This is a genomic window from Actinoallomurus sp. CA-142502 (assembly GCF_050936355.1).
Lineage (GTDB): Bacteria > Actinomycetota > Actinomycetes > Streptosporangiales > Streptosporangiaceae > Actinoallomurus > Actinoallomurus iriomotensis.
Genome location: NZ_JBNJMY010000001.1, coordinates 8,889,261 through 8,910,226, shown reverse-complemented (window position 1 = coordinate 8,910,226; position 20,966 = coordinate 8,889,261). Strand labels below are relative to the sequence as shown.

The window sequence follows — 20,966 nt, the reverse complement described above, 5'->3', positions numbered from 1 at the left end:
GTCGGGGTGTCGGAGCCCGTCGGGGAGGCGTCCACCGTGGGCGAGGGGGTGTCCGTCGCAGCGATGGCTGCCGCGGTGCCACTGACCAGGACGATGCCTGTGCCAACGCTGATGATCAGTGGGGTTCGTACCGATCGTGCGAGCACCGCCCACGACCTCCTCAACGATCGCCGTTGATATCAACCCTACGCTTCGTCATGCGTGGGGTAAGAATCATGCGATCACGTCAAGCCCGATCAATCAACAGGGCAGGCGAACTTGTCGCCTCCAATGCCCTAAATGTTCTCTTCGCGTAGTTGGTCGATCTCTTCGCGTGAGACCCAGATCTGGTACACGCCGGCGTCGACCGTCTCCAGGCCCAGCGCCACCGCGACCGGGGCGCGGCCGCCCGCGTACTCCAGCCGCACCCAGCCGCCGTGCTCGCCGATGACGACGAAGGGCTCTCCCCGCCACGTGCAGTGCGTCCGGACGTACCGCAGGTCGTCCACCTCGGCGTCGCGGACGACCCGCACGAACCGGCCCGGGCGTACCTCGTCGAACCCCTCCTCCGGCGCGGTGGCGTAGAGCCGCACCTCGCCGTCCACGCCGGGCGTGGCGTCGTACTCCGCGTCACGCCAGCGTGCGGTGTAGCCGTCGCGAATCACTCCGTGTCCCCCCAGACCAGCCGGTCGGCGTCCCAGCGCGCGACGAAGCGTTCGGAGCCGTCGCCGCCGATGGCGTACATCTCCGAGCCGTGCGGCAGGCGCATGCTGTCGACCTTGTACTCGCGGATGCTGCCGGCGCTGCCCGGCGCGAAGCCGTCGCCGCCGAAGGGCGGGAGTTCGAGCACCCAGCCGCCGTCGCCCCACGACCGCATCGCCTCTTCGGTCTGACCGCCGAACGGGATGCGGTAGAGCCCGGAACGGTACGCGGGCCAGCGGATGACGTGGACCTCGGCGTCGTCCGGGTGGAACGGCGAGCCCTCGCGCAGCAGGCCGAGCGACTCGTACAGCAGCCTCGGGGTGTTCAGGTCGACCACGTCCTGGACCCGGTGCACGAAGCCGGCCACCCGGTCGTACGCCTGCTCCAGGTGCCACGCGACCTGGTCGTGCGGCACGACCTTCTGCATGATGGCGAACGGCCCGCGCGGCGCCTCCACCGGCCGGTCGGCGGCGGGTGCGGGCCGTGCCCCGGCCTCCTGCGCCGCCTCGGCGTCGCCCTCGCGGCGCGGCTCGCCGACGGACACCGGGGCCGCGGCGCCGCCGAGCGGCATCCCGCCCTCGGGCATGGGCGGGGGGATGTCCTCGGCCACCCGCTCCGGGCCGACGGCGGACAGCGCGCGGATCTGCTCCCCGGACAGGACCAGCTCGATCGGCGTGCCCGGGTTGACCGAGACGCTCCAGCCGTGGTCGGGCCAGCCCGCCACCAGCTCGGCGAAGGTCGGCATGACGAAGCCGGTCGTGCCGACCGCCGCCTTCATCCAGTCGAAGGACGTGAACGCGAGCACGGACGGCCGCCCGCGTACGGGAACGGCCGACCAGGGGAAGGACGGGTCGCCGGGCCGTGTCTGCACGGCGGGCGGCGTACGGCTCCAGACCGGCAGGAACACCGTGGCGTCCATGAGGACCTTCACGATCATGTCCGCGTCGCCGCGCACGTCGAACATCTGGCGTTCGGCGTCGCTCTGCGCCGGGAAGTCGCGGGCCAGCCGCGCCGCGGCGGCGGCGTCGACCTGCTCGGCCATCGGGGTGACGCGGTCGCCGGGGAGTGACGCGCCGATCGCGGTGCCGCCGTTGATGACCAGCTCCAGCGCCGGGTCCGGCCAGAACCGCAGCACCTTGGCGAGGTCGGACAGCACGAACGGATGACCGCCCATCGCGTCGCGCATCCGCCCCGGCCCGGTGTAGATCGGCACGGCGGGACGCCCGGAGGAGTCGTCGACGTACCACTGGAACCCGGGGCGTCCCGGCGCCAGCATCGAGTCGCCGCCCTCGACGACCGGCACCCAGATCTGGCGTACGCCGAGCAGGGTCCGCAGGAACTCCTCGCGGTCACCGCGCGTCGCGGCGTCCAGCAGGCTCCGCTCCTCTTCGTCGAGCGGCGTGAACTCGGCGTCGGGGGTGAAGTGCAGCACGAGCGGCGACGCGTCCACGTCGAGCGGCCCGTCGAGCGGCGGCGGCACGTCGTACGCCGGCGCGGGCGGCGGCGCGCCCTGCGCGGGCTCGGCCACCGGGTCGGCGACGCCCACCGGCACCTGCTCGACCGGACCCTGCTCGGCCGGCACGGGCTCGGCCGGTGCGGGCTCGGCGGCCAGAGGCTCGGCGGGTACGGGCTCGGCGGGTACCGGCTCGGCCGGTGCGGGAACGGGCGGCGGGGGAGCGGGCGGGCCGGACTCCGGAGCCGGCACGGGCTCGGGCGCCGGTACGGGCTCGGGCGCCGGCGTGGGTTCGGGCGCCGGAGGCGCGCCGTGCTTCGGCATGATCGGGATGCCGTCGTGCACGGTCGTCTCGAAGGCGTCCTCGGACGGTATGGCGTCCGGGTTCGCGCCGTTCTGCACGGTCGCCGGCGCCACCTGCTGAAGCGGTGCGGTCGGCGGCACCGACTCCTGCGGCGGCGCGGCCTCCTGGGCCGGGACGGGCGGCGCGAGGGCCGGGTCCGGAGCCGGGGCGTCGCCCACCGGCGGCGCCGGCGCCTCCTGCGCCTGCGGGGGCGGCGCGGTCTCCGCGCCGGGAGCCGCCGCGACGCCCTGCTGCGGCTCCTCGCCGGGAACCGGCGCGATGCCCGCGGTGAGCTGACCGATGAACCAGGCCGGCAGATAGCCCTCGATGGGCAGGCCGGAGTTCAACGCGAGCCACCACTCCTGGTCCGGCCACGTGCGGGCCATGTCGGCCAACGTCATGTGGACGAAGTGCTGGTACGCCGGGCCGAGGCACGCGCGCCCCGCCTCACCGGAGGTGTAGGCGAGCACCTGCGTACGGCCGTCGCGGGTGCTGGTCGGCCAGGTGAACGCCCCCGGGTCGGCCAGCACCGACTCGGCCTCGCCCGGCGGCAGCGGAACGAACAGCTCCGCGCCGCTCACGAGTTTGAAGTAGGTGTCCTGGTCGCCATCGCGCAGCGCGTCACGGAGCTGGTTTTCGAGCTGATTCGCTGGCTCCCACGCGTCGGTCAATGTCGCCACCCCCCGGAAGCTCGATAGCGGAGTGTCCACCGTACCCGGATGAAACCGGCGGTGCTGCGGAGTATGCCGAGTCCGGTGGGACGGCCCGGCGCGCTCCGGACATCTGGGTCGCCCTGTCGGTGCACTTCGTCGATGACATGCGACTTTCAGTGACCGAGCCGCCGCAGGGCGGTGAGCAACCGGTCGATGTGCTGCTCGGTCGTGCCGATGCCGAAGCTCGCGCGCAGCGCCGTTCCGTCACCATTCTCACAGTCGCCGGCGCCCTCGCCGAGCAGCCGCCGCAGGAACGGATGTGCGCAAAACTTTCCGTCACGGAGCCCGATTCCGTACTTTTCGGACAACTCGGTCGCGACGTCGCGTGCGCGGCGGCCCTCCACGACGAACGACACGATGCCGACGCGCGGGCTCAGGTCGCCCCACAGGGACAGCTCACGTACGCCCGGGATGGCGGCCAGGCCGGTGCGCAGGCGGGCCAGCAGTCGCTCCTCCTCCGCGATGAGCCGGTCCCAGTCGGTGAGCGCCTCGCACGCCGCCGCGAGGGCCACGACGCCGAGGACGTTCGGGGTGCCCGCCTCGTGCCGCGCCTCCGGGTCGGTGGACCAGACGACCTGGTCGCCGACGCTGGCGGTCGCGCCGCCGCCGAACAGGTACGGCTCGGCGGCGCGCAGCCAGTCGGCCCGGCCGACGAGGCAGCCCGCGCCGAACGGGGCGTACAGCTTGTGCCCGGAGAACGCCACATAGTCCACGTCGAGCGCGGTCATGTCGAACGGCCGGTGCGGGACGAGCTGCGCCGCGTCCACGGCGATGCGCGCGCCGTGCTCCCGCGCCACCTGGGCGAGCTCGGCGACCGGCCACAGCTCGCCGGTCACGTTGGAGGCGGCGGTGACCACGAGCAGGCGCGGTCCGGCCGGGGCGGAGGCCAGCGCCTCGTCGGCGGCGGCGACCGCCGCGGACGGCGAGACGGGGGCCGGCAGCCGGACGACCCTGCCGCCGCGCTGCCACGGCAGGAGGGTCGCGTGGTGCTCGGACTCGAAGACGACCACGGTGGTGCCCTGCGGCAGCGCGTGCGCGAGGAGGTTCATGGCGTCGGTGGTGTTGCGGGTGAACACGACCGCGTCGCGGCGCCAGGCGCCGACGAACGCGCGCACGGTGCTCCGCGCGCGCTCGTACCGGTCGGTGGTCACCTGCGAGGCGTGGCCCGCCCCGCGGTGGACGCTGCTGTAGTAGGGGAGGGCGGCGTCGATCGCCGCGCGCACGTTCTCGAGACAGGGCGCGCTCGCGGCGTAGTCGAGGTTGGCGTACGGAACGCTGCCGCCTGAGACGGGGACGGGAACGTCCTGACCGATGACCCGGAGGGGAGCGGGGGCGAGGTCGATGACAGCGGACGCAGGGGACATGCGTAACCTCCAGCGGAGTCCAGGGACCCGCGAAGGGGTCCGCGCTTGCCTGACACGGTCGTGCCGGACCTGGTCATCACCCGGGGCACCCCGCCACGGACGGAGGGTTGCCGGCCAGCAAGCCGGGGCTTGACGCTGGCGCTCATGACCTGACGGAGAGAATACAACACCCGCCCGACGCGCCCCGTTGACGGGTGCTTCGGGCGGGTGTGCGGTTCGCGGTTGGGTCAGCCGGACAGGTTATGGATCCGGTGACCGTGCCGCTGCAGGCCGCGCTGCTGCGTGCCACCGGTCGGCGGCGGGTCCGTCGGCGGCTCGCCGCCACCGCCGTTGCCGCCTCCGGGCGGGTCGACCGGCGGCGGCACCGGATCCGTCGGACCCGACGTCGGCGGGGCCGGCGGCCGCGACCCGGTCGGGTGCGGGCGCGGGTTGACCGGGACGGTCGTCGACCGGCCGCCCCCGCCGGTGTACACCGACGGCGCGCCGAACGACTTCGGCGGCAGGTGGAGCGCCTGGTCGGCCTGGACCACGTACGAACGCCAGATCCGCGCCGGCAGGTCACCGCCGTACGAGGAGTAGCCGGGGATGACCAGTGGCTTGTTGTCGCTGCGGAAGATGCCGACCGAGGCCGTGAGCTGCGGGATGAACCCGTTGAACCACAGCTGCTTGCCGTCGCTCGTCGTCCCGGTCTTGCCGGCGGCGTTCCGGTCGGGCAGCCCGGCGTTGGTGCCGGTGCCGGCGTCGACGACCTTCTGCATCGCGTACGTCGCGTCGCGCGCCACGGTCGTGCTGAACACGCGCTTGCCCGGCTCGGACACCTTGCGCGGCTTGCTGCCGGGAGCGGTGACCGACCTGATGACGTGCGGCGCGTGGTAGACGCCCTCCGAGGCGAACGTCGCGTAGCCCGCCGCCTGCTGCTGGACGCTGACGTCGGCGACGCCGAGCGGGAGCGTGGCGGCGTCCTTGTGCGGCTCCAGCTGCGCGGCCGGGATGCCGACCTTCTCCGCCATCGACACCACCTTGCCCAGGCCCACCTTCTGGCCGAGGTTGAGGTACGCGGTGTTGATGGAGTCCTGCGTCGCGGTGACGAGGTTCACCATGCCGAAGTTCTCGTTGTTGTCGTTCTGCAGATCGACCCCGGCGAAGCGCTGCGGCGAACTGCCGTCGACGTAGGTGTTGAGGCTCTCGCCGTCGGCCAGCGCGGCGGCCAGCACGTACGGCTTGAAGCCCGAACCCGCCTGGACCTTCGCGTCGAAGGCGTTGTTGAACTGCTGGTCGACGTAGTCCTTGCCGCCGTAGAAGGCGTTGATCTCACCGTTGTCCGGATCGATCGACACCAGCCCGGTCAGGATCTTCTTCGACGTGCCGGACGGCATGTTCTGCTTGACCGCCTGCCGCGCGGCGGCCATGAGGTCCTTGTCGAAGGTGGTCCGGACCTTCAGCCCGCCCATGTTGATCTGGTTGTCGGTGTAGCCCATGCGGCGCAGCTCGGCCTTGGCCTGGCTGACCATGTAGCCCTTGTCGCCGGCGTAGATCGATTTCTGCTTCTGCTTCGCCGGGGGAGGGAACTTCATCGTCGCGGCCTGTTGCTGGCTGATGGCGCCCATCTGGACCATGCCGCTGACGACGTACTGCCACCGCGCCTGCATGTACCCCTGGGCGCCCGGGATGGTGAGGTCGCCGGCGTAGGTCGGCACCTGGATCGCCGCCGCGAGGTAGGCGCCCTCCGCGGGGGTGAGCTGCTGCACGTCCTTGCCGTAGTACGCCTGCGCGGCCGACTCGATGCCGTACGCCTCGCGGCCGAAGTAGATGGTGTTGAGGTACTGCTGGAGGATCCAGTCCTTGTTCTTCTCGCGCGAGACCTTCAGCGCGACCATGATCTCTTTGAGCTTCCGGCCCGCGGTGCGCTGCTGGGACAGGCCGCTGTAGTAGTTGCGCACCATCTGCTGGGTGATGGTCGAGCCGCCCTGCATCGAACCGCCGGTCAGCGTCGCCCAGACCGCGCGCGCCGAGCCCTTCACCGAGACGCCCGAGTCGCTGTAGAAGCTGCGGTTCTCCGCCGAGATGACCGCGTCGCGCACCTGCGGGGGGACGGCCTTCAGGTCGATCGGGCGGCGGTCGAAGTCGCCGGTGCGCGCGATGACCGTCTTGCCGTCGTTGTAGTAGAACACCGACTGCTGCGCCTTGGCGGTGGGCTGGGCGGAGCTGGGGACCGGTGTCATCAGGTAGACGACGATGAAGCCGATGATGGGCAGCAGCACCAGGACGCCGAGCACGTACGCCGCCCGCCGCGCGTACTTGATGCGGCGGTCCTGCGGTTTCTTGGTCTTCTTTCCCGCCTTGGCGGGCTTTCCCGGCGCGTCCTTGGAGGCGGCGGCCGCGAGGCGTACGCCCCCGGGCTCGTCCGCGTCCTCGTCGGCCTTGTCGTCCTCGGGCGGGATGATGACCGGCTTGGTCGCGTCGGCCGGGGCGGGCTCGTCCGTCGATCCGGGGGAGGGGGTGTCGCCCGGAGGGGGCGTCGCGGCCGTGGCGTCGTCGCCCTTTTCGCCGTCGTCGTCGGCGAGGTCGCGTTCGGACGTGTCGTCGTTCCGGTCGGCTTCGTCGCGCTCGTCGTCCGTGTCGCGCATACCGGCGACCGGGATGTCGCGGGCGGTGGTCGCCGCGCCGCGGACAGGAGTCTCCTCGGCGGCCGGGTCGGCGTCGCTCACGGGCGTGTCGTGCGCCGTGTCCTCGGGGTCGTTCGTGTTCTCCGTGACCTCGTCACCGCGCGTCGCCGCGGCGTCCTCGTCCGGCTCGCGTCGCGAGCCGCCGCCGTCCGCGGACAGGTTCGCGTCACCGTTATTTACTGGCTTGTCAGACATTTCGGGCTCCCCAGCCCTTGATGACGTCGTTGATGTCGCTCATCCATCCCCCGTGACCTGCCGGAGTTCACGAAACTGCCCAAAGGGGTTCGGCTGATCGGTTCAACCGTGTTGGGTGTCCGGGGTCTTGACGATCCTAAGCCAAAGAGACTAAGGATTCCGTTAGGCACCGGCCACCGTCGCGCCGCGCGGCCGGACCTTATCCCGCGCTCTCGGCATCACGCCCGCTCTGCGGCGAAGACGGACGCCGAGCTCGGAATTCCTCGTACGCGGATCGGTCGAACGAGCCCGCGAGAGGAGCGAGCACGGCCGCGGCCGACAGCGCGGCCGCGTCGGCGAGGAGGCCGGGCCACGACACCGCGCCCCCGGCGGCGACTCCCGCCGCGAGCGCCGCCACCACCGCGTCGCCCGCGCCGGTCGGGTTGCCGGACACCCGCCGCGGCGGCGCGGCACGGTGCACCCCGCCGGCGGTGACGGCGAGCAGCCCGTCGGCGCCCAGCGACACGACCACCGCGGACGCCCCCAGCATCCGCGCACCGGCCACCGGGTCGTCGGTGCCGGTCGTCCCGGCGAGCTCCTCGGCGTTGGGCTTGACCGCCCAGGCGTGCGGCGCCGCGCGCAGCAGGGCCTCGCCGGACGTGTCCACGATCACCGGGACGCCGCGCGCGGACAGCCGCGCGGTCAGGCCGGCGACGGCCTCGCCGTCCACGCCGGGCGGCAGGCTGCCCGAGATCACCAGCGCGTCGGCGTCCGGCACGCGCGCCTCCAGCGCCGCCCACTCCTCCGGCGCGACGGCCGGTCCGGGCTCGCCCAGCATCGTCGCCTCGTCCCCGGCCACCACGGTCACCGTCCGCCGCGTCTCCCCGGCGGCCGGCACCAGGTCGTGCGCCAGCCCGGACGCCTCCAGGTCCGCGCGTACGGCTTCGCCGGTCGGGCCGCCCGCCAGGCCGAGGACGAGCACGTCATGGCCCAGCGACCGCAGGACCCGCGCGACGTTCACGCCCTTGCCGCCCGCCCGCGCGTGCACCGAGTCGACCCGGTTCGTCTCGCCGGGGCGCAGCTCCGTCACCGCGTACGTGACGTCGAGCGCGAGGTTCGGCGTGATCGTGACGATCATGCCGTGAGGACTTTCCGTACCCCCAGGTCGTCGTCGAGCACCAGCAGGTCGGCGCGGAGCCCGGGAGAGACGGCGCCGCGGTCGGACAGCCCCAGCAGGGCGGCGGGGGTGGTGGCGGACATGCGCACGGCCTCCTCCAGGGACAGCCCGGAGTCGCGCACCGCGCGGCGGAAGATCTCGGCCGCCGTCGCCGTGCTGCCCGCGATCGAGCCGCCGTCGGTCAGGCGCGCCACCCCCTCGCGCACCTCCACGCCGAGCCCGCCGAGCTCGTACTCGCCGTCGGACATGCCCGCGGCGGCGATCGAGTCGGTGACCAGCGCGGCGCGCCCGGTCCCGGCCGTACGGGCGGCGTGGCCCACGACCGCCGGGTGCAGGTGCGTGCCGTCGCCGATCAGCTCGACCACGACGTCCGGCGCGTCCAGGAGGGCGAGGATCGGGCCCGGTTCACGGTGGTGCAGGGGGCGCATCCCGTTGAACAGGTGCGTGGCCACCCGCGCGCCCGCGCGGACCGCCTCGCGCGTCACCTCGTACGTCGCGTCGGTGTGGCCGACGGCGGGCAGGGCGCCGGCCTCGCGGACCCGCCGCAGCGCGTCCAGGCCGCCGTCCAGCTCGGGCGCGATCGTCATCATCCGTACGTGCGGGACCCTGAGCAGCCGTTCGACCGTCGCGGCGTCGGGGTCGCGCAGGAGCGTGGGATCGTGCGCGCCCTTGCGCGCCGGGGACAGGAACGGCCCCTCGTAGTGGATGCCGGCGACGACGCCGTCGGCGGCGAGCTCGGACAGCACGGACGCGCGGCGTTCGAGGACGTCCGGAGCCGCGGTGACCAGGCTCGCCACCAGCGTCGTGGTGCCCCGCTCCCGGTGGAACGCGGCCGCGCGGGCGCACTCGCCGGAGTCGGCGGAGTCGAACGACGCGCCGCCCCCGCCGTGGCAGTGCAGGTCCACGAAGCCCGGCACGATCACCGCGCCGTGCAGGTCGGCGTGCTCGGGCACGCCGTGGCCGACGGCCATGATCCGGCCGTCCGCCACCTCCACCCAGCCGGGTTCGAGGACGCCGTCCAAGGCGACGACCCGGTCCGCGCTCAACACGGTCATTGCGTCTCCAACAGGTCGAGTGCCCACAGTCCGGCGCCGACACACCCCGCCTCGTCGGCGAAACGCGCCGTGGTCAGGCGCGGCCTGCGGTGGAACGTCAGGCGTCCCTCGATGTCGTCGGCGAGAGGTCCCAGCAGCAGGTCGCCGGCGCGCGACAGGCCGCCGCCGATGACGATCACCTCGGGCGCGGCGAGGACGGTCGCGGCGGCGAGCGCGGTGCCCAGCCAGCCGACCGTCTCGGCCCACACCGCCACGGCGTCCGGCTCGCCCTCGGCGACCAGCGCCGCGACCGCGTCCGCGGTCGTCTCCCGCCCGGTGCGCCGGGCGTACCGGCGGGCGATCGCGGGCCCGGACGCCACCGCCTCCAGGCAGCCGGTGCCGCCGCACACGCAGGGCTCGTCCGCGCCCACCGACATGTGCCCGATCTCCCCGGCGTAGCCGCTGCCGACGCACAGGTGGCCGTCGATGACCATCGCCGCGGCGATGCCGGTGCCGATCGGCACGACGAGGGAGTTGCGCGCGCCGCGCGCCGCGCCGAGGCGCTGCTCGGCCGTGCCGCCCGCGCGTACGTCGTGGCCGACCGCGACCGGCAGGCCCGTGCGCTCCTCGATCAGGGCGCGGAAGGGCACGTCGCGCCAGCCGATGTTCTCCGACCAGGCGGCGACGCCGGTCTCGTCGTCGACGATGCCCGGCACGGCGAGGCCGACGGCCTCGGCCCCGGGGGCCTGCGCCACCAGCTCGCCGACGGTGTCCAGGACCGCGGCGACGGCGGCGTCGCCGCGTGGGGTGGGCCGCCGTACGGTGGCCGTCCGCTCCAGGTCGCGATCCATGACCGCGCCCTTCATCGACGTGCCGCCGACGTCGAGAGCGACGATCATGGGAGGACGACCGAGCGGGTGAGGGACCGCGGCCGGTCCGGGTCCAGTCCTCTGGCGCGCGCGTGGGCGACGGCGAGCCGCTGGGCGACGATGAGGTGCGCCATCGGGTCCAGGTCGCTCGCGGCGAACGCCGCGCCGGCGGCGGCCACGTCCTCGGCGAGCCCGTCGGGCGCGGAGCCGAACATCCAGGTCAGTCGGCCGGGCTGGGCGATGCTGATCGGTCCGTGGCGGTACTCCATCGCCGGGTAGGACTCGGTCCACAGCTGCGCGGCCTCGCGCGCCTTCAGCGCCGCCTCGTCGGCCAGCCCGACCGTCCACCCGCTGCCGAGGAAGGTGATCTGCCCGGCCTCCAGCCACTCCGGGGCGAGCGGCTCGCCGAGCGCACGCACCGCGTCGGCGTCCGGCACGGGGTCGCCGAGGGAGGCGCGCAGCAGCGCGAGCGCCGACGTGGCGAACCTCGTCTGCACCACCGACCGCTCGTCGGCGAACTCCAGGACGACGGTACGGATGCCGGCGGGCACCGGCGCGTCGGGCACGGCGGTGATCACTGTCGTCCCGGGCAGCCGTTCGAGGGCCCGCAGCACCTCCGTGGTCGTGCCGGAACGGGTGATCGCGACGTGGCGGTCGTAGTCACGGCCGTAGGGCAGCTCCGACGCGGCGAACGCGTCGGTGACCCCGAGACCCCTGGCCTCCCGCAGGGCGGCGTACGCCTTCGCCATGTACAGCGACGTGCCGCAGCCGAAGACCGCGACCCGCTCGCCGTCGCGTGGCAGCGCGTCCCGTACGCCGGGCAGCCGCTCGGCGGCCTGCCGCCAGCACGACGGCTGACTGTCGATCTCCGCCTCGACGTGATAGTCCGCCAAACCCGCCTCCACCACGTGCTCGTTCCTGCGCGAATCGTGCTCGCATCATGCACTAATGAACACATACTCGCCAAGAGAATGAAACCGTGCGCGGGCGGGGCCCCGATCAGCGTTCGTGATGGCGGCTGATGTTGCGTTCGAGCAGGTCAAGGCAGTCCGCGACGCCGACGGAGTCCTCGGGCAGCCGGCCGTCGTCCTTCGCGAGCCGGGTGAGCGCCTCCTCCATCGCGGACTGCGCGGCGAACAGACACGGTGTGCTGTAGATCGCCACGTCGACGCCGAGCTCGGCCAGGTCGCTCAGCGAGAACCGCGGCGACCTGCCGCCCGCGATCTGGTTGAACAGCAGCGGCTTCCCGCCGGCGACCGCTCTCACCTTGCGGATCCACGCGGCGCTGCGCACGCCGTCGACCAGGATGACGTCGGCGTCCGTGGCGGCCAGCGCCTCGGCGCGGCGGAGGATCTCCTCTTCGCCGGTGGCGTCCGTACGGGCCACGACGACGAGGTCCCGGCGGGTCTCCAGCACCATGCGCAGCTTCTCCAGGTACTCCCCGAGCGGCAGGATCCGCTTGCCGTCGACGTGACCGCAGCGGCGCGGCCGGTCCTGGTCCTCCAGGACCACGCCGGAGGCGCCGATGGCCTCCAGCTGCGCGACGACGTGACAGGCGACCTCGGGGTCGGCGTAGCCGTCGTCGATGTCGACCAGCAGATGGTGCCGGGGAAACGCCTGCCGCAGACGCTGCACGAAGGCGACGATGTCCGGCCAGGCGATGAAGCCGATGTCGGGCAGCCCGTAGTAGGAGGCGGCGAAGCCGAACCCCGAGACGAAGAGCCCGTCGTAGTGCCGGGCGGCGACGGACGCGGAGAACATGTCGAAGATCCCGATGAGAGGGGTGACCCCGCAGACCCGTACGGCGTCTCTCAACCGCCTCCCGGCCCCGCCCGTGTACGGTCCCGGCCCGGTGCTGCTCGCGTGGCGTCCTGGCCCGCTCGGGTTCGGCCCGGCGCCCTGCGTCGTGGTCGGGCTCATCGCGTCCATTGGCCCCCGATTCGCCGTTCTCTCCCTTTGTTTCACGCGTCACGCTAATCGAGGGGTCCTTCGTCCCGGCGAAGCCATTGGTTAAATGTCGGTCACCTCGCCGCGCATTTAAGATCGTTTCCACAAACGGCTTGGCTTATGCCCGTATTACGGGCGGACCCGCAGGTGGCCGCGGGAACCCGGCGGTGTCCGGAAGCGGTCGCCCCGGACGTGTGTGAAACCGCACGGACGGATCATTCGGCGCTCATCGTGCACGACATCGCAGGTCATTCGTCCCGATAGTGGACATGCCGCGAGGTATCCCATCCGGGCGCCTCTTCGAGAGGTCGGAATCGGCTCGTTTCACGGCTTCACCACGGTCACCCAATGTGATAGTCAAATAACGCTCAGCACATGCCGGGCATCCGCCCCTCCCCGCCAGCCACACAAAGACCTGGAGCCGGTCATGCTCGTCTGCATTCTCGCCGTCGTCGCGGCGGTCGGAGTCGTCGTCGCGGCGGCCCTGCTCTTCCGCAAGTTCGGCCGCGGCTCCGACGACAGTGATCCCGGCGGCGCCACCGCGGGTCACGCCGGCTCGATGCTGTCGGCGCTGTTCCTGCTGGTCTTCGCCATCGCCATCGTCATCCCGTGGACCAACGCCGACTCCGCGCGCGAGAACACCTACACCGAGAGCCGCGCGCTCGTCGAGGCGTACTGGGCGGCGGCCGCGCTGCCCGCTCCTCAGGGCCGTGACGTGCAGGCCGACCTGCGCGCCTACACCGACCTCGTCGTGGGCCGCGAATGGAACTCGATGAAGCGGGGCCACGTCACCGCCGAGGGCGACGACCGGCTCACCGCGCTCCGCTCGAAGCTCAACGCCCTGCCCGTGGCCAACGACGACCAGAAGGACGACCGCGACGCGGTCGTGGAGCAGCTCCAGGCCCTGGCCACGGCACGCGGCCAGCGCGCGCTGGACGCGCGGACCCACCCGCCCGCGGGCCTGCTCTACATGACCATCCTGACCGGTCTCGTCGTCCTCATCTTCCCGTTCATGGCGGGCGCCCGGCCCCGTGCGATGACGATCGTGCCGCTCGGCGTGATGGCGGCCCTGCTGGGCTTCGGCGTCTTCCTCGCCTTCGACATCTCCCACGTCTTCACCGGTGCCCTGCGCGTCAAGCCGGACGCGTACATCACCGCCCAGCACGAGTTCCAGCAGATCCCGGAGAGCCGCTGATGCGTGTCGCCCCCACCCCTCGTACCGCCGGCACCGCCTGCGCGGCCGTCCTCGCGGCCGGTACGGTCGTCGGCCTCACCGCCACCCCCGCCCTCGCGACCGTCCCGAACACCGACCAGCCCCCCGCCACCCGAACCGACCAGCGACGCCCCCGCCCGTCGGCCGACGGCTCACCGCGAACGCGCCCCCAACGGCGCGACGCCGACACGACAGACCCAGAGGGGAAGGCCGGGCCACCCCCAGCAGCCGGGAACCCCGCCGCCGCCCCACGGAGCGACACGGGTACGCCGACCCGGGCGCGCCGGCCGTCCGCGGGGCGCTCCCCACGGATGAATGCCGGGTCGCCCAGAGGAGCTGACGTTCCTCGTGCCGGTGCCTCTCCACGAAGGGAGGCGGCTGTCCCGGGCCGGTCCGCTCAGGCGTCCGCCGGATCGCCCGTACCAAGCACAGGAGACGCGGGCGCGCCGGTTAGGTCCGGTCAGAGGCCTGCCGGGCGTGCTTCGGATGGGCGGGCCGGGTCGCCCGTGCCGACCTCTGGCCTCGCCGGCGGCCCGCTTTCCGCCGGTGCCTCCTCGCGAGGAGACGCGGGCGGGCAGGCCGGGGCGCCCGCGGGACTCGCGAGCCTTTTCGGCGGCCCGCCCTCTGGCGGTGCCGCCCCGCCGGGAGACGTGGGCGCGCCGGTCAGGGCCGGTCAGACGCCTGCCGGGCATGCTCCGGATGGGCGCGCCCCCGGTCATCCGTCGTCCGCCGATGCCTCCCGGCCGGAAGACGCAGGCGCGTCGTCCTCCTCCCCGTCTGGGCATGCCGCCGGCGACATGGGCGCCGCCAAGCCCCGGGAGCGCGGCGCGCCCGAGGCGTCCGCAGGAGAGGGAGGCGCCGCCGATGAGCGGGCCGCCGGCGGTTCTCCGGCGTCGGCCCTCGACCCTGGCAACGGTCCGCTGGCCCTGGTGAAGGCGCTGCGGCTGGGCGGCGCCCCCACGACGTCGCCCGTGCTCGCCGCGAAGCCCCGGAAGCGCGGCGCGCCGGAGGGAAGCGCCGCCGATGAGTCGCCGGTCGCCGGCGGTTCTCCGGCGTCGGCCTTCGGCCCTGGCAACGGTCCGCTGGCCCTGGTGGGTGCGCTGCGGCCGGGCGGTGGCCCTACACCTCTGCCCGTGCTCGCCGCCAAGCCTCGGGAGCGCGGCGCGCCGGAGGCGTCCGCAGGGGAGGGAAGCGCCGCCGATGAGTCGCCGGTCGCCGGCGGTTCTCCGGCGTCGGCCTTCGGCCCTGGCAACGGTCCGCTGGCCCTGGTGGGTGCGCTGCGGCCGGGCGGTGGGCCCACGCCTCTGTCCGTGCTCGCCGCCGACCTCGGTGTCGGCTCCGCCTCCTCGGCGGCCGCCGGACAGCCGGACATCGCGCACGTGAGCGTCCGCGCCATCTACCCGCTGTGCGTCTACGTCAGCGTGCTCAACCTCGTGACGGTACGCGCGGAGCTCGGCGACTGCGGCCCGGCACCGTCACCGCCGGTGCCCCCGCCGACGCCACCGACTCCGCCCCCGACACCGCCGGCGCCGCCGCCGAGCCCGGCACCACCGCCGCCCGCCGCTCCGCTTCCTCCTGGCGGCACATCCCCGGCCCCGGTGGCGCCCGTCGTGGCCCGTGCCGTGCCGGCCGCCCCGACGCGTACACCGCCCGCGGCGCACCGGCCGTCCGCGCCGGTCACGGCGCAGCACCGCAGGGCGTCCAGGCCGAAGGCCGCGCCCGCGCCGCCCCGGCACAAGAATCCGCTGACCACGCTGATGGTGCTCGTCGTCATCACGGCCGTCATCGCGGCGGGTGCCGGCGTGGCGTTCGCGGCTGCTCCGTGAGCGTGCGAGAGCCCGTGACGGCGCGCCTCGGCGACCCGGAGAACAACCTTCGATTGCCTATTGTGATCAAAGGGATACACAACGTAATGTCATCCGCGAGCAAAGGTGTTAATTCAGTGCCGGGCCGATATGCCGCCCTTCCTGGCAGCCGGTTCGGCGGCTGAATTAATCACCCGTCGGTTTCCCCAGTCGGTACGAACACGGAATGGTGGTGTGTGTCGTGACGGAGTCGGCGCAGTCGGGTCTGGGTGTTGAGGGTTCGCCGTTGAGTCTGGGTACGGCGGCGGCGCGTAATTTGGCGACGACGACGAAGTCGGCGCCGCAGATGCAGGGGATTTCGTCTCGGTGGTTGTTGCGGATGCTGCCGTGGGTTCAGGCGTCGGGTGGGGTTTATCGGGTGAACCGGCGGTTGAGTTATGCGGTGGGGGATGGGCGGGTGAGTTTTTCTTCGACGGGGTCGGAGGTGCGGGTTGTTCCGCCGGAGTTGTGTGAGCTTCCGTTGTTGCGGGGGTTTGGGGATGAGGGGACGTTGAATGCGTTGGCGGGGCGTTTTGTGCAGCAGGAGTTTGATGCTGGGGATGTGATTGTGGAGGTGGGGAGGCCTGCGGATCAGGTGTTTTTGATCGCGCATGGCAAGGTGAGTCGGGTGGGGGTTGGTAAGTATGGTGATGAGACGGCTTTGGGGGTGTTGGCGGATGGTGATTACTTCGGTGATCGGGCGTTGGCCGGGTCTCAGGAGACGTGGGATTTCACCGCCAAGGCCCAGACCAAATGCATCGTCCTGACCCTTTCCGGGATGGTCTTCCAGGAGATCGTCGACCAGTCCGACACTCTCCGCACCCACCTCGAGCGCTACCGCGAGGGGCCCACCGGAGACCAGAACGAGCACGGCGAGGCCGCGATCGCGCTCGCGTCGGGACACACCGGTGAGCCGGTGCTGCCGGGCACGTACGTGGACTATGAGCTGTCGCCGCGCGAGTACGAGCTGAGCGTCGCTCAGACGGTGCTTCGGGTCCACACGCGGGTGGCCGATCTGTACAACCAGCCCATGGACCAGGTCGAGCAGCAGTTGCGGCTGACGATCGAGGCGCTGCGAGAGCGGCAGGAGAACGAGCTGGTCAACAACCGTGAGTTCGGCCTGCTGCACAACGCCGACCTCAGCCAGCGCGTCTACACCCGCTCCGGCCCGCCCACCCCCGACGACATGGACGAACTGCTGTCGACGGTCTGGAAGAACCCGGGGTTCTTCCTCGCCCATCCGAAGGCCATCGCCGCGTTCGGCCGTGAGTGCAGCCGCCGGGGCGTCTACCCCCAGAGCGTCGACTTCGCCGGCAACTGGGTGCCCGCCTGGCGCGGGGTGCCGATCTTCCCCTGCAACAAGATCCCGGTGAGCGAGGCCCACACCAGCTCGATCATGCTGCTCCGCGTCGGCGAAGAGGACCAGGGCGTCATCGGGCTCCACCAGACCGGTATCCCCGACGAATACCAGCCCGGCCTGTCGGTCCGCTTCATGGGCATCAGCGACCAGGCGATCATCTCCTACCTCGTCAGCGCGTACTACTCCGCCGCCGTTCTCGTACCCGACGCGCTGGGCATTCTCGAAAACGTGGAAACCGCTCCGACGAACGAATAACGGGCCGCCGATGGGCGCGGAGCGGCACGCGCTCCGCGCCTCTCCCCGTACGGATCAACAACTGACAGTGAAAACAGAATGGTGGTGTGTGTCGTGACGGAGTCGGCGCAGTCGGGTCTGGGTGTTGAGGGTTCGCCGTTGAGTCTGGGTACGGCGGCGGCGCGTAATTTGGCGACGACGACGAAGTCGGCGCCGCAGATGCAGGGGATTTCGTCTCGGTGGTTGTTGCGGATGCTGCCGTGGGTTCAGGCGTCGGGTGGGGTTTATCGGGTGAACCGGCGGTTGAGTTATGCGGTGGGGGATGGGCGGGTGAGTTTTTCTTCGACGGGGTCGGAGGTGCGGGTTGTTCCGCCGGAGTTGTGTGAGCTTCCGTTGTTGCGGGGGTTTGGGGATGAGGGGACGTTGAATGCGTTGGCGGGGCGTTTTGTGCAGCAGGAGTTTGATGCTGGGGATGTGATTGTGGAGGTGGGGAGGCCTGCGGATCAGGTGTTTTTGATCGCGCATGGCAAGGTGAGTCGGGTGGGGGTTGGTAAGTATGGTGATGAGACGGCTTTGGGGGTGTTGGCGGATGGTGATTACTTCGGTGATCGGGCGTTGGCCGGGTCTCAGGAGACGTGGGATTTCACCGCCAAGGCCCAGACCAAATGCATCGTGCTCGCCCTGTCGCGCGAACGCTTCGACGAACTCGTCGAGCAGTCCGAAGAACTGCGCGACCACCTCGCCGGCCTGCGCGACCAGGAACGGCCGCCGCAGAACAAACACGGCGAGGCCGCGATCACCCTGGCCTCCGGGCACTCGGGTGAGCCGGTGCTGCCGGGCACGTACGTGGACTATGAACTGTCGCCGCGCGAGTACGAACTGAGCGTCGCCCAGACGGTGCTTCGGGTCCACACGCGGGTGGCCGATCTGTACAACCAGCCGATGAACCAGGTCGAGCAGCAGTTGCGGCTGACGATCGAGGCGCTGCGAGAGCGGCAGGAGAACGAGCTGGTCAACAACCGTGAGTTCGGCCTGCTGCACAACGCCGACCTCAAGCAGCGCATCTACACCCGCTCCGGCCCGCCCACGCCGGACGACATGGACGAGTTGGTCACCCGCCGCCGCAAGACCCGGTTCTTCCTCGCCCATCCGAAGGCCATCGCCGCGTTCGGCCGTGAGTGCAACCGCCGGGGCGTCTACCCCCAGAGCCTCGATGTGGAGGGCCACGCCGTGACCTCCTGGCGTGGGGTGCCGATCTTCCCCTGCGACAAGATCCCGATCGGCGACGACCGTACGACCTCCATCATCGCGATGCGGACCGGCGTCGACGACCAGGGCGTCATCGGCCTGCACCAGACCGGCATCCCGAACGAGGTGCAGCCGAGCCTCTCGGTGCGGTTCATGGGGATCAACGATCAGGCCGTCCTGTCCTACCTCGTCAGCGCGTACTACTCCGCCGCCGTTCTCGTGCCCGACGCGCTGGGCATCCTCGAGAACGTCGAGATCTCCCGCTGACGAGAGGCACCCATGACCGAGCGAGGGAATCGAAGGCACGGTCCGGTGGTCACTCCCTCCGACGGAGGAGGTCCCGTGACCGAGCGAAGCGAGGGAATCGAAGGCACGGTCCGGTGGTCACTCCCTCCGACGGAGGAGGCCCCGTGACCGAGCGAAGCGAGGGAATCGAAGGCACGGTCCGGTGGTCACTCCCTCCGACGAAGGAGGCCCCATGACCGAGCGAAGCGAGAGAATCAGCAGCGCAGCCCCTACGGTCTCCTCGCCGGCGGGGGAGGCCTCATGACCACCACCGACCACCCGGCGACGACGCGCGAGGCGGGCGAGATTCTGGCCTGGAGCCGGAGCGTGGTCGACCCGGCCCTCCGCTCGGCCGTCGACACGCTTCCCGCGCCGATGCGGCTGATCGCGGGCCACCACTTCGGCTGGTGGGACGAACGCGGCCAGCCGGCCCACGCCGCCGGAGGCAAGGCGATCCGCCCGACCCTCACCCTGCTGGCCGCCGAGGCCGTCGGCGCCGCGCCGGCGGTGGCGGTGCCCGCGGCGGCCGCGATCGAGTTGGTGCACAGCTTCTCTCTGCTGCACGACGACGTGATGGACGGCGACCGTACGCGCCGGCATCGCCCCACGACCTGGGCCGCGTTCGGGGTCGGCGCCGCGATCCTCGGCGGCGACGCACTGCTGACACTCGCCTTCGACCTGCTGGCGGCCAGCGGGCATCCGGCCGCCGCCGAGGGCATGCGGTGGGTCAGTGCCGCCGTGCAGAGGCTCGTCGCCGGTCAGAGCGCCGACATCTCGTTCGAGACGCGCACCGACGTGGAGCTGTCCGAGTGCCTGTCGATGGCCGGCGGGAAGACCGCGTCGCTGCTGGGCTGCGCGTGCGGCCTTGGCGCGCTGTTCGCCGGCCGGCCCGATCAGGCGGTCCGGCTGCGTGCCTTCGGCGAGCAGCTGGGCCTGGCGTTCCAAGTGGCCGACGACCTGCTGGGCATCTGGGGCGACCCCAAGCTCACCGGCAAGCCCGTCTACGCCGACCTGCGCCGAAGAAAGAAGTCCTTGCCGGTCGTCGCCGCCCTGACCTCGGGCACGCCGGCCGGCCACGAACTGGCCGCGCTCTACCACCGAGACCTGCCGATGTCCGACAACGAACTGATCCAAGCGGCCGATCTGGTCGAACGCGCCGGAGGCCGCGCCTGGTGCCGCCGAAAGGCCGATGACCTGCTCGCCGACGCCCTCCACCACCTACGCTCGGCCAATCCCGCCGCCCGCCCCGCCGACGAACTCACCACCCTCGCACGAATGATCACCCGCCGCGATCACTAGACGGCGAGCCGTACCCCCGCGCCGAACCACGAGGCGACACACAGGCGCGCTGGAAGGCGTGACCCAGAGGCCGCCGACCGCAGGGGGTGTGAGCTGGGGGTCGGGGTTCGCGGCGCCCGGATCGGGGGTGGTGGGGAGGCGGAGGCGTGTCGCAAGGCGCCGCAGTTCGCGGCGGGTTGTGCGGGGGCGTGAGCTGAGGACCAGGGTTCGCGGCGCCCGGATCAGGGTGATGGGAAGGCAGAGGCGTACTGGGAGGCGTGGCGGGAGGTCGCCGACCGCAGGGGGCGCGGGCTGGGGATCGGGGCTCGCGGTACCCGGAGCAGGGGCGATGGTGCAGGGCGCGGCCTGGAGGCCGCAGGCCGCAGCAGGGTTGTGCCGGGCGTGCGTCGGAGAGGTCGGCGGCGTCCGGGTCAGGAGGTGATGGGATGAGCGGACTGGAAGGCCAGGCGCCGGTCGGCGTCGGCGGCGAGTTCGGTGAGCAGGTCGTCGAGTGTCATGAACACCTCCCACGGCTCCTGCCCGACGGCCGTCGCGAGGTGGTCGACGACACGCTGCTCCAGGTCGGGCACCCGTTTGCCCTTCCACACCTTGTCGGCCAGGCTCACCAGCAGATCCTCGAACGTGACGTCCGGCCCGTCCCAGCTGCCATGCGTACGCGCGAACCGCGCGAGCCTCTCCTCGACGCCGTGGTCCAGCAGTAGCCGATGCCCGCGCCGCTCGTGCTCCGAGCCGGGTCCCGACAACTCCGCGGTCACGTAGGCCTTGCCGACGTCGTGCGTTGCCGCGCCGTAGCGCACCGCCTCCTGATCGACGTCCACGCCGGGGAACCGCTCGTAAAGTGCGTCGAGCAGCCGGCACGCGACATCGTGCACCGCCCGCAGATGCGCCCCGAGCCGAGGAGGCGCGTCGAGCCGGCGCAGCAGCCCGTCCACCTCCTCGGGCAGCGGCCGAAGCCCGGCCTCACCACGCAACGCCCGATCGAGAGCCGAGGATGCCATCCGCGCACGATAGCGAACCCCGCACCACCGCGGAGCCCGTCCGCCGCGGCGTCGATGTCGGTAC

15 protein-coding genes and 1 riboswitch are annotated in these 20,966 nt (G+C 72.0%); of the genes, 5 read left to right on the top strand and 10 right to left on the bottom strand.

Features of this window, described 5'->3' with window-relative positions; all coding sequences use genetic code 11:
• Positions 1-275 precede the first annotated feature (275 nt).
• From ACQEV1_RS41525 to ACQEV1_RS41485, 9 genes are all read right to left on the bottom strand, one after another.
• The gene (locus tag ACQEV1_RS41525) at positions 276-644 is read right to left on the bottom strand and encodes a hypothetical protein (protein ID WP_285630734.1); all 369 of its coding nucleotides are present in this window, start codon (positions 642-644) and stop codon (positions 276-278) included.
• A complete protein-coding gene (locus ACQEV1_RS41520; RefSeq protein WP_433402048.1) occupies positions 641-3,157 on the bottom strand; it encodes an SseB family protein in 2,517 nt (838 codons plus the stop codon). The genes ACQEV1_RS41525 and ACQEV1_RS41520 overlap by 4 nt, the downstream gene beginning before the upstream one ends.
• A 146-nt stretch (positions 3,158-3,303) precedes the next feature.
• Positions 3,304-4,554: an aminotransferase class V-fold PLP-dependent enzyme gene (locus ACQEV1_RS41515; RefSeq protein ID WP_433402046.1), complete on the bottom strand. Its 1,251-nt coding sequence runs from the start codon at positions 4,552-4,554 to the stop codon at positions 3,304-3,306.
• A 36-nt stretch (positions 4,555-4,590) separates the two neighbouring features.
• Positions 4,591-4,704: riboswitch (SAM riboswitch) on the bottom strand.
• A gap of 77 nt (positions 4,705-4,781) precedes the next feature.
• Positions 4,782-7,415: a transglycosylase domain-containing protein gene (locus ACQEV1_RS41510; RefSeq protein WP_433402045.1), complete on the bottom strand. Its 2,634-nt coding sequence runs from the start codon at positions 7,413-7,415 to the stop codon at positions 4,782-4,784.
• 199 nt (positions 7,416-7,614) lie between these two features.
• Positions 7,615-8,532, bottom strand: coding sequence for a 1-phosphofructokinase family hexose kinase (locus ACQEV1_RS41505; protein ID WP_433402043.1), 918 nt, complete (start codon positions 8,530-8,532; stop codon positions 7,615-7,617).
• Positions 8,529-9,626 (bottom strand): N-acetylglucosamine-6-phosphate deacetylase, encoded by a 1,098-nt coding sequence (nagA, locus tag ACQEV1_RS41500; protein WP_433402041.1) that lies wholly within the window; start codon positions 9,624-9,626, stop codon positions 8,529-8,531. The genes ACQEV1_RS41505 and nagA overlap by 4 nt, the downstream gene beginning before the upstream one ends.
• Positions 9,623-10,504, bottom strand: a complete 882-nt coding sequence (locus ACQEV1_RS41495; RefSeq protein ID WP_433402039.1) for an ROK family protein — start codon at positions 10,502-10,504, stop codon at positions 9,623-9,625. The genes nagA and ACQEV1_RS41495 overlap by 4 nt, the downstream gene beginning before the upstream one ends.
• Entirely contained in the window at positions 10,501-11,367 is an 867-nt protein-coding gene (locus ACQEV1_RS41490; protein WP_433402037.1) for an SIS domain-containing protein, read from the bottom strand. Before ACQEV1_RS41490 ends, ACQEV1_RS41495 begins: the two co-directional genes overlap by 4 nt.
• Positions 11,368-11,473: 106 nt before the next feature.
• Positions 11,474-12,394, bottom strand: a complete 921-nt coding sequence (locus ACQEV1_RS41485) for an isocitrate lyase/PEP mutase family protein (RefSeq protein ID WP_433402035.1) — start codon at positions 12,392-12,394, stop codon at positions 11,474-11,476.
• Positions 12,395-12,848: 454 nt separating this feature from the next.
• Here ACQEV1_RS41485 and ACQEV1_RS41480 point away from each other — a divergent pair, with 454 nt between their 5' ends.
• The 5 genes from ACQEV1_RS41480 (at position 12,849) to ACQEV1_RS41460 (ending at position 19,904) form a co-directional block, all read left to right on the top strand.
• Entirely contained in the window at positions 12,849-13,616 is a 768-nt protein-coding gene (locus ACQEV1_RS41480; protein ID WP_285630753.1) for a DUF4239 domain-containing protein, read from the top strand.
• 815 nt (positions 13,617-14,431) lie between these two features.
• Positions 14,432-15,460, top strand: a complete 1,029-nt coding sequence (locus ACQEV1_RS41475; protein WP_433402033.1) for a hypothetical protein — start codon at positions 14,432-14,434, stop codon at positions 15,458-15,460.
• Between the two features lie 205 nt (positions 15,461-15,665).
• Positions 15,666-17,093, top strand: coding sequence for a family 2B encapsulin nanocompartment shell protein (locus ACQEV1_RS41470; RefSeq protein ID WP_285573947.1), 1,428 nt, complete (start codon positions 15,666-15,668; stop codon positions 17,091-17,093).
• A 93-nt stretch (positions 17,094-17,186) separates the two neighbouring features.
• The gene (locus ACQEV1_RS41465; RefSeq protein ID WP_433402030.1) at positions 17,187-18,587 is read left to right on the top strand and encodes a family 2B encapsulin nanocompartment shell protein; all 1,401 of its coding nucleotides are present in this window, start codon (positions 17,187-17,189) and stop codon (positions 18,585-18,587) included.
• A gap of 279 nt (positions 18,588-18,866) precedes the next feature.
• Complete coding sequence (locus ACQEV1_RS41460; RefSeq protein WP_433402028.1) at positions 18,867-19,904, top strand: family 2 encapsulin nanocompartment cargo protein polyprenyl transferase; 1,038 nt, start codon at positions 18,867-18,869, stop codon at positions 19,902-19,904.
• Between the two features lie 410 nt (positions 19,905-20,314).
• Here the strand turns inward: ACQEV1_RS41460 and ACQEV1_RS41455 are convergent, their stop codons facing one another.
• Complete coding sequence (locus tag ACQEV1_RS41455) at positions 20,315-20,902, bottom strand: HD domain-containing protein (protein WP_433402026.1); 588 nt, start codon at positions 20,900-20,902, stop codon at positions 20,315-20,317.
• Between the last annotated feature and the right edge of the window lie 64 nt (positions 20,903-20,966).

Bases quoted from the DNA above. Each gene is read 5' to 3' on its own strand.
- ACQEV1_RS41515 (WP_433402046.1), bottom strand. From the start codon at position 4,554: ATGTCCCCTGCGTCCGCTGTCATCGACCTCGCCCCCGCTCCCCTCCGG.
- ACQEV1_RS41505 (WP_433402043.1), bottom strand. From the start codon at position 8,532: ATGATCGTCACGATCACGCCGAACCTCGCGCTCGACGTCACGTACGCG.
- ACQEV1_RS41485 (WP_433402035.1), bottom strand. From the start codon at position 12,394: ATGAGCCCGACCACGACGCAGGGCGCCGGGCCGAACCCGAGCGGGCCA.
- ACQEV1_RS41460 (WP_433402028.1), top strand. From the start codon at position 18,867: ATGACCACCACCGACCACCCGGCGACGACGCGCGAGGCGGGCGAGATT.
- ACQEV1_RS41475 (WP_433402033.1), top strand. From the start codon at position 14,432: ATGGGCGCCGCCAAGCCCCGGGAGCGCGGCGCGCCCGAGGCGTCCGCA.
- ACQEV1_RS41455 (WP_433402026.1), bottom strand. From the start codon at position 20,902: ATGGCATCCTCGGCTCTCGATCGGGCGTTGCGTGGTGAGGCCGGGCTT.
- ACQEV1_RS41495 (WP_433402039.1), bottom strand. From the start codon at position 10,504: ATGATCGTCGCTCTCGACGTCGGCGGCACGTCGATGAAGGGCGCGGTC.
- ACQEV1_RS41510 (WP_433402045.1), bottom strand. From the start codon at position 7,415: ATGTCTGACAAGCCAGTAAATAACGGTGACGCGAACCTGTCCGCGGAC.
- ACQEV1_RS41480 (WP_285630753.1), top strand. From the start codon at position 12,849: ATGCTCGTCTGCATTCTCGCCGTCGTCGCGGCGGTCGGAGTCGTCGTC.
- nagA (WP_433402041.1), bottom strand. From the start codon at position 9,626: ATGACCGTGTTGAGCGCGGACCGGGTCGTCGCCTTGGACGGCGTCCTC.
- ACQEV1_RS41470 (WP_285573947.1), top strand. From the start codon at position 15,666: ATGGTGGTGTGTGTCGTGACGGAGTCGGCGCAGTCGGGTCTGGGTGTT.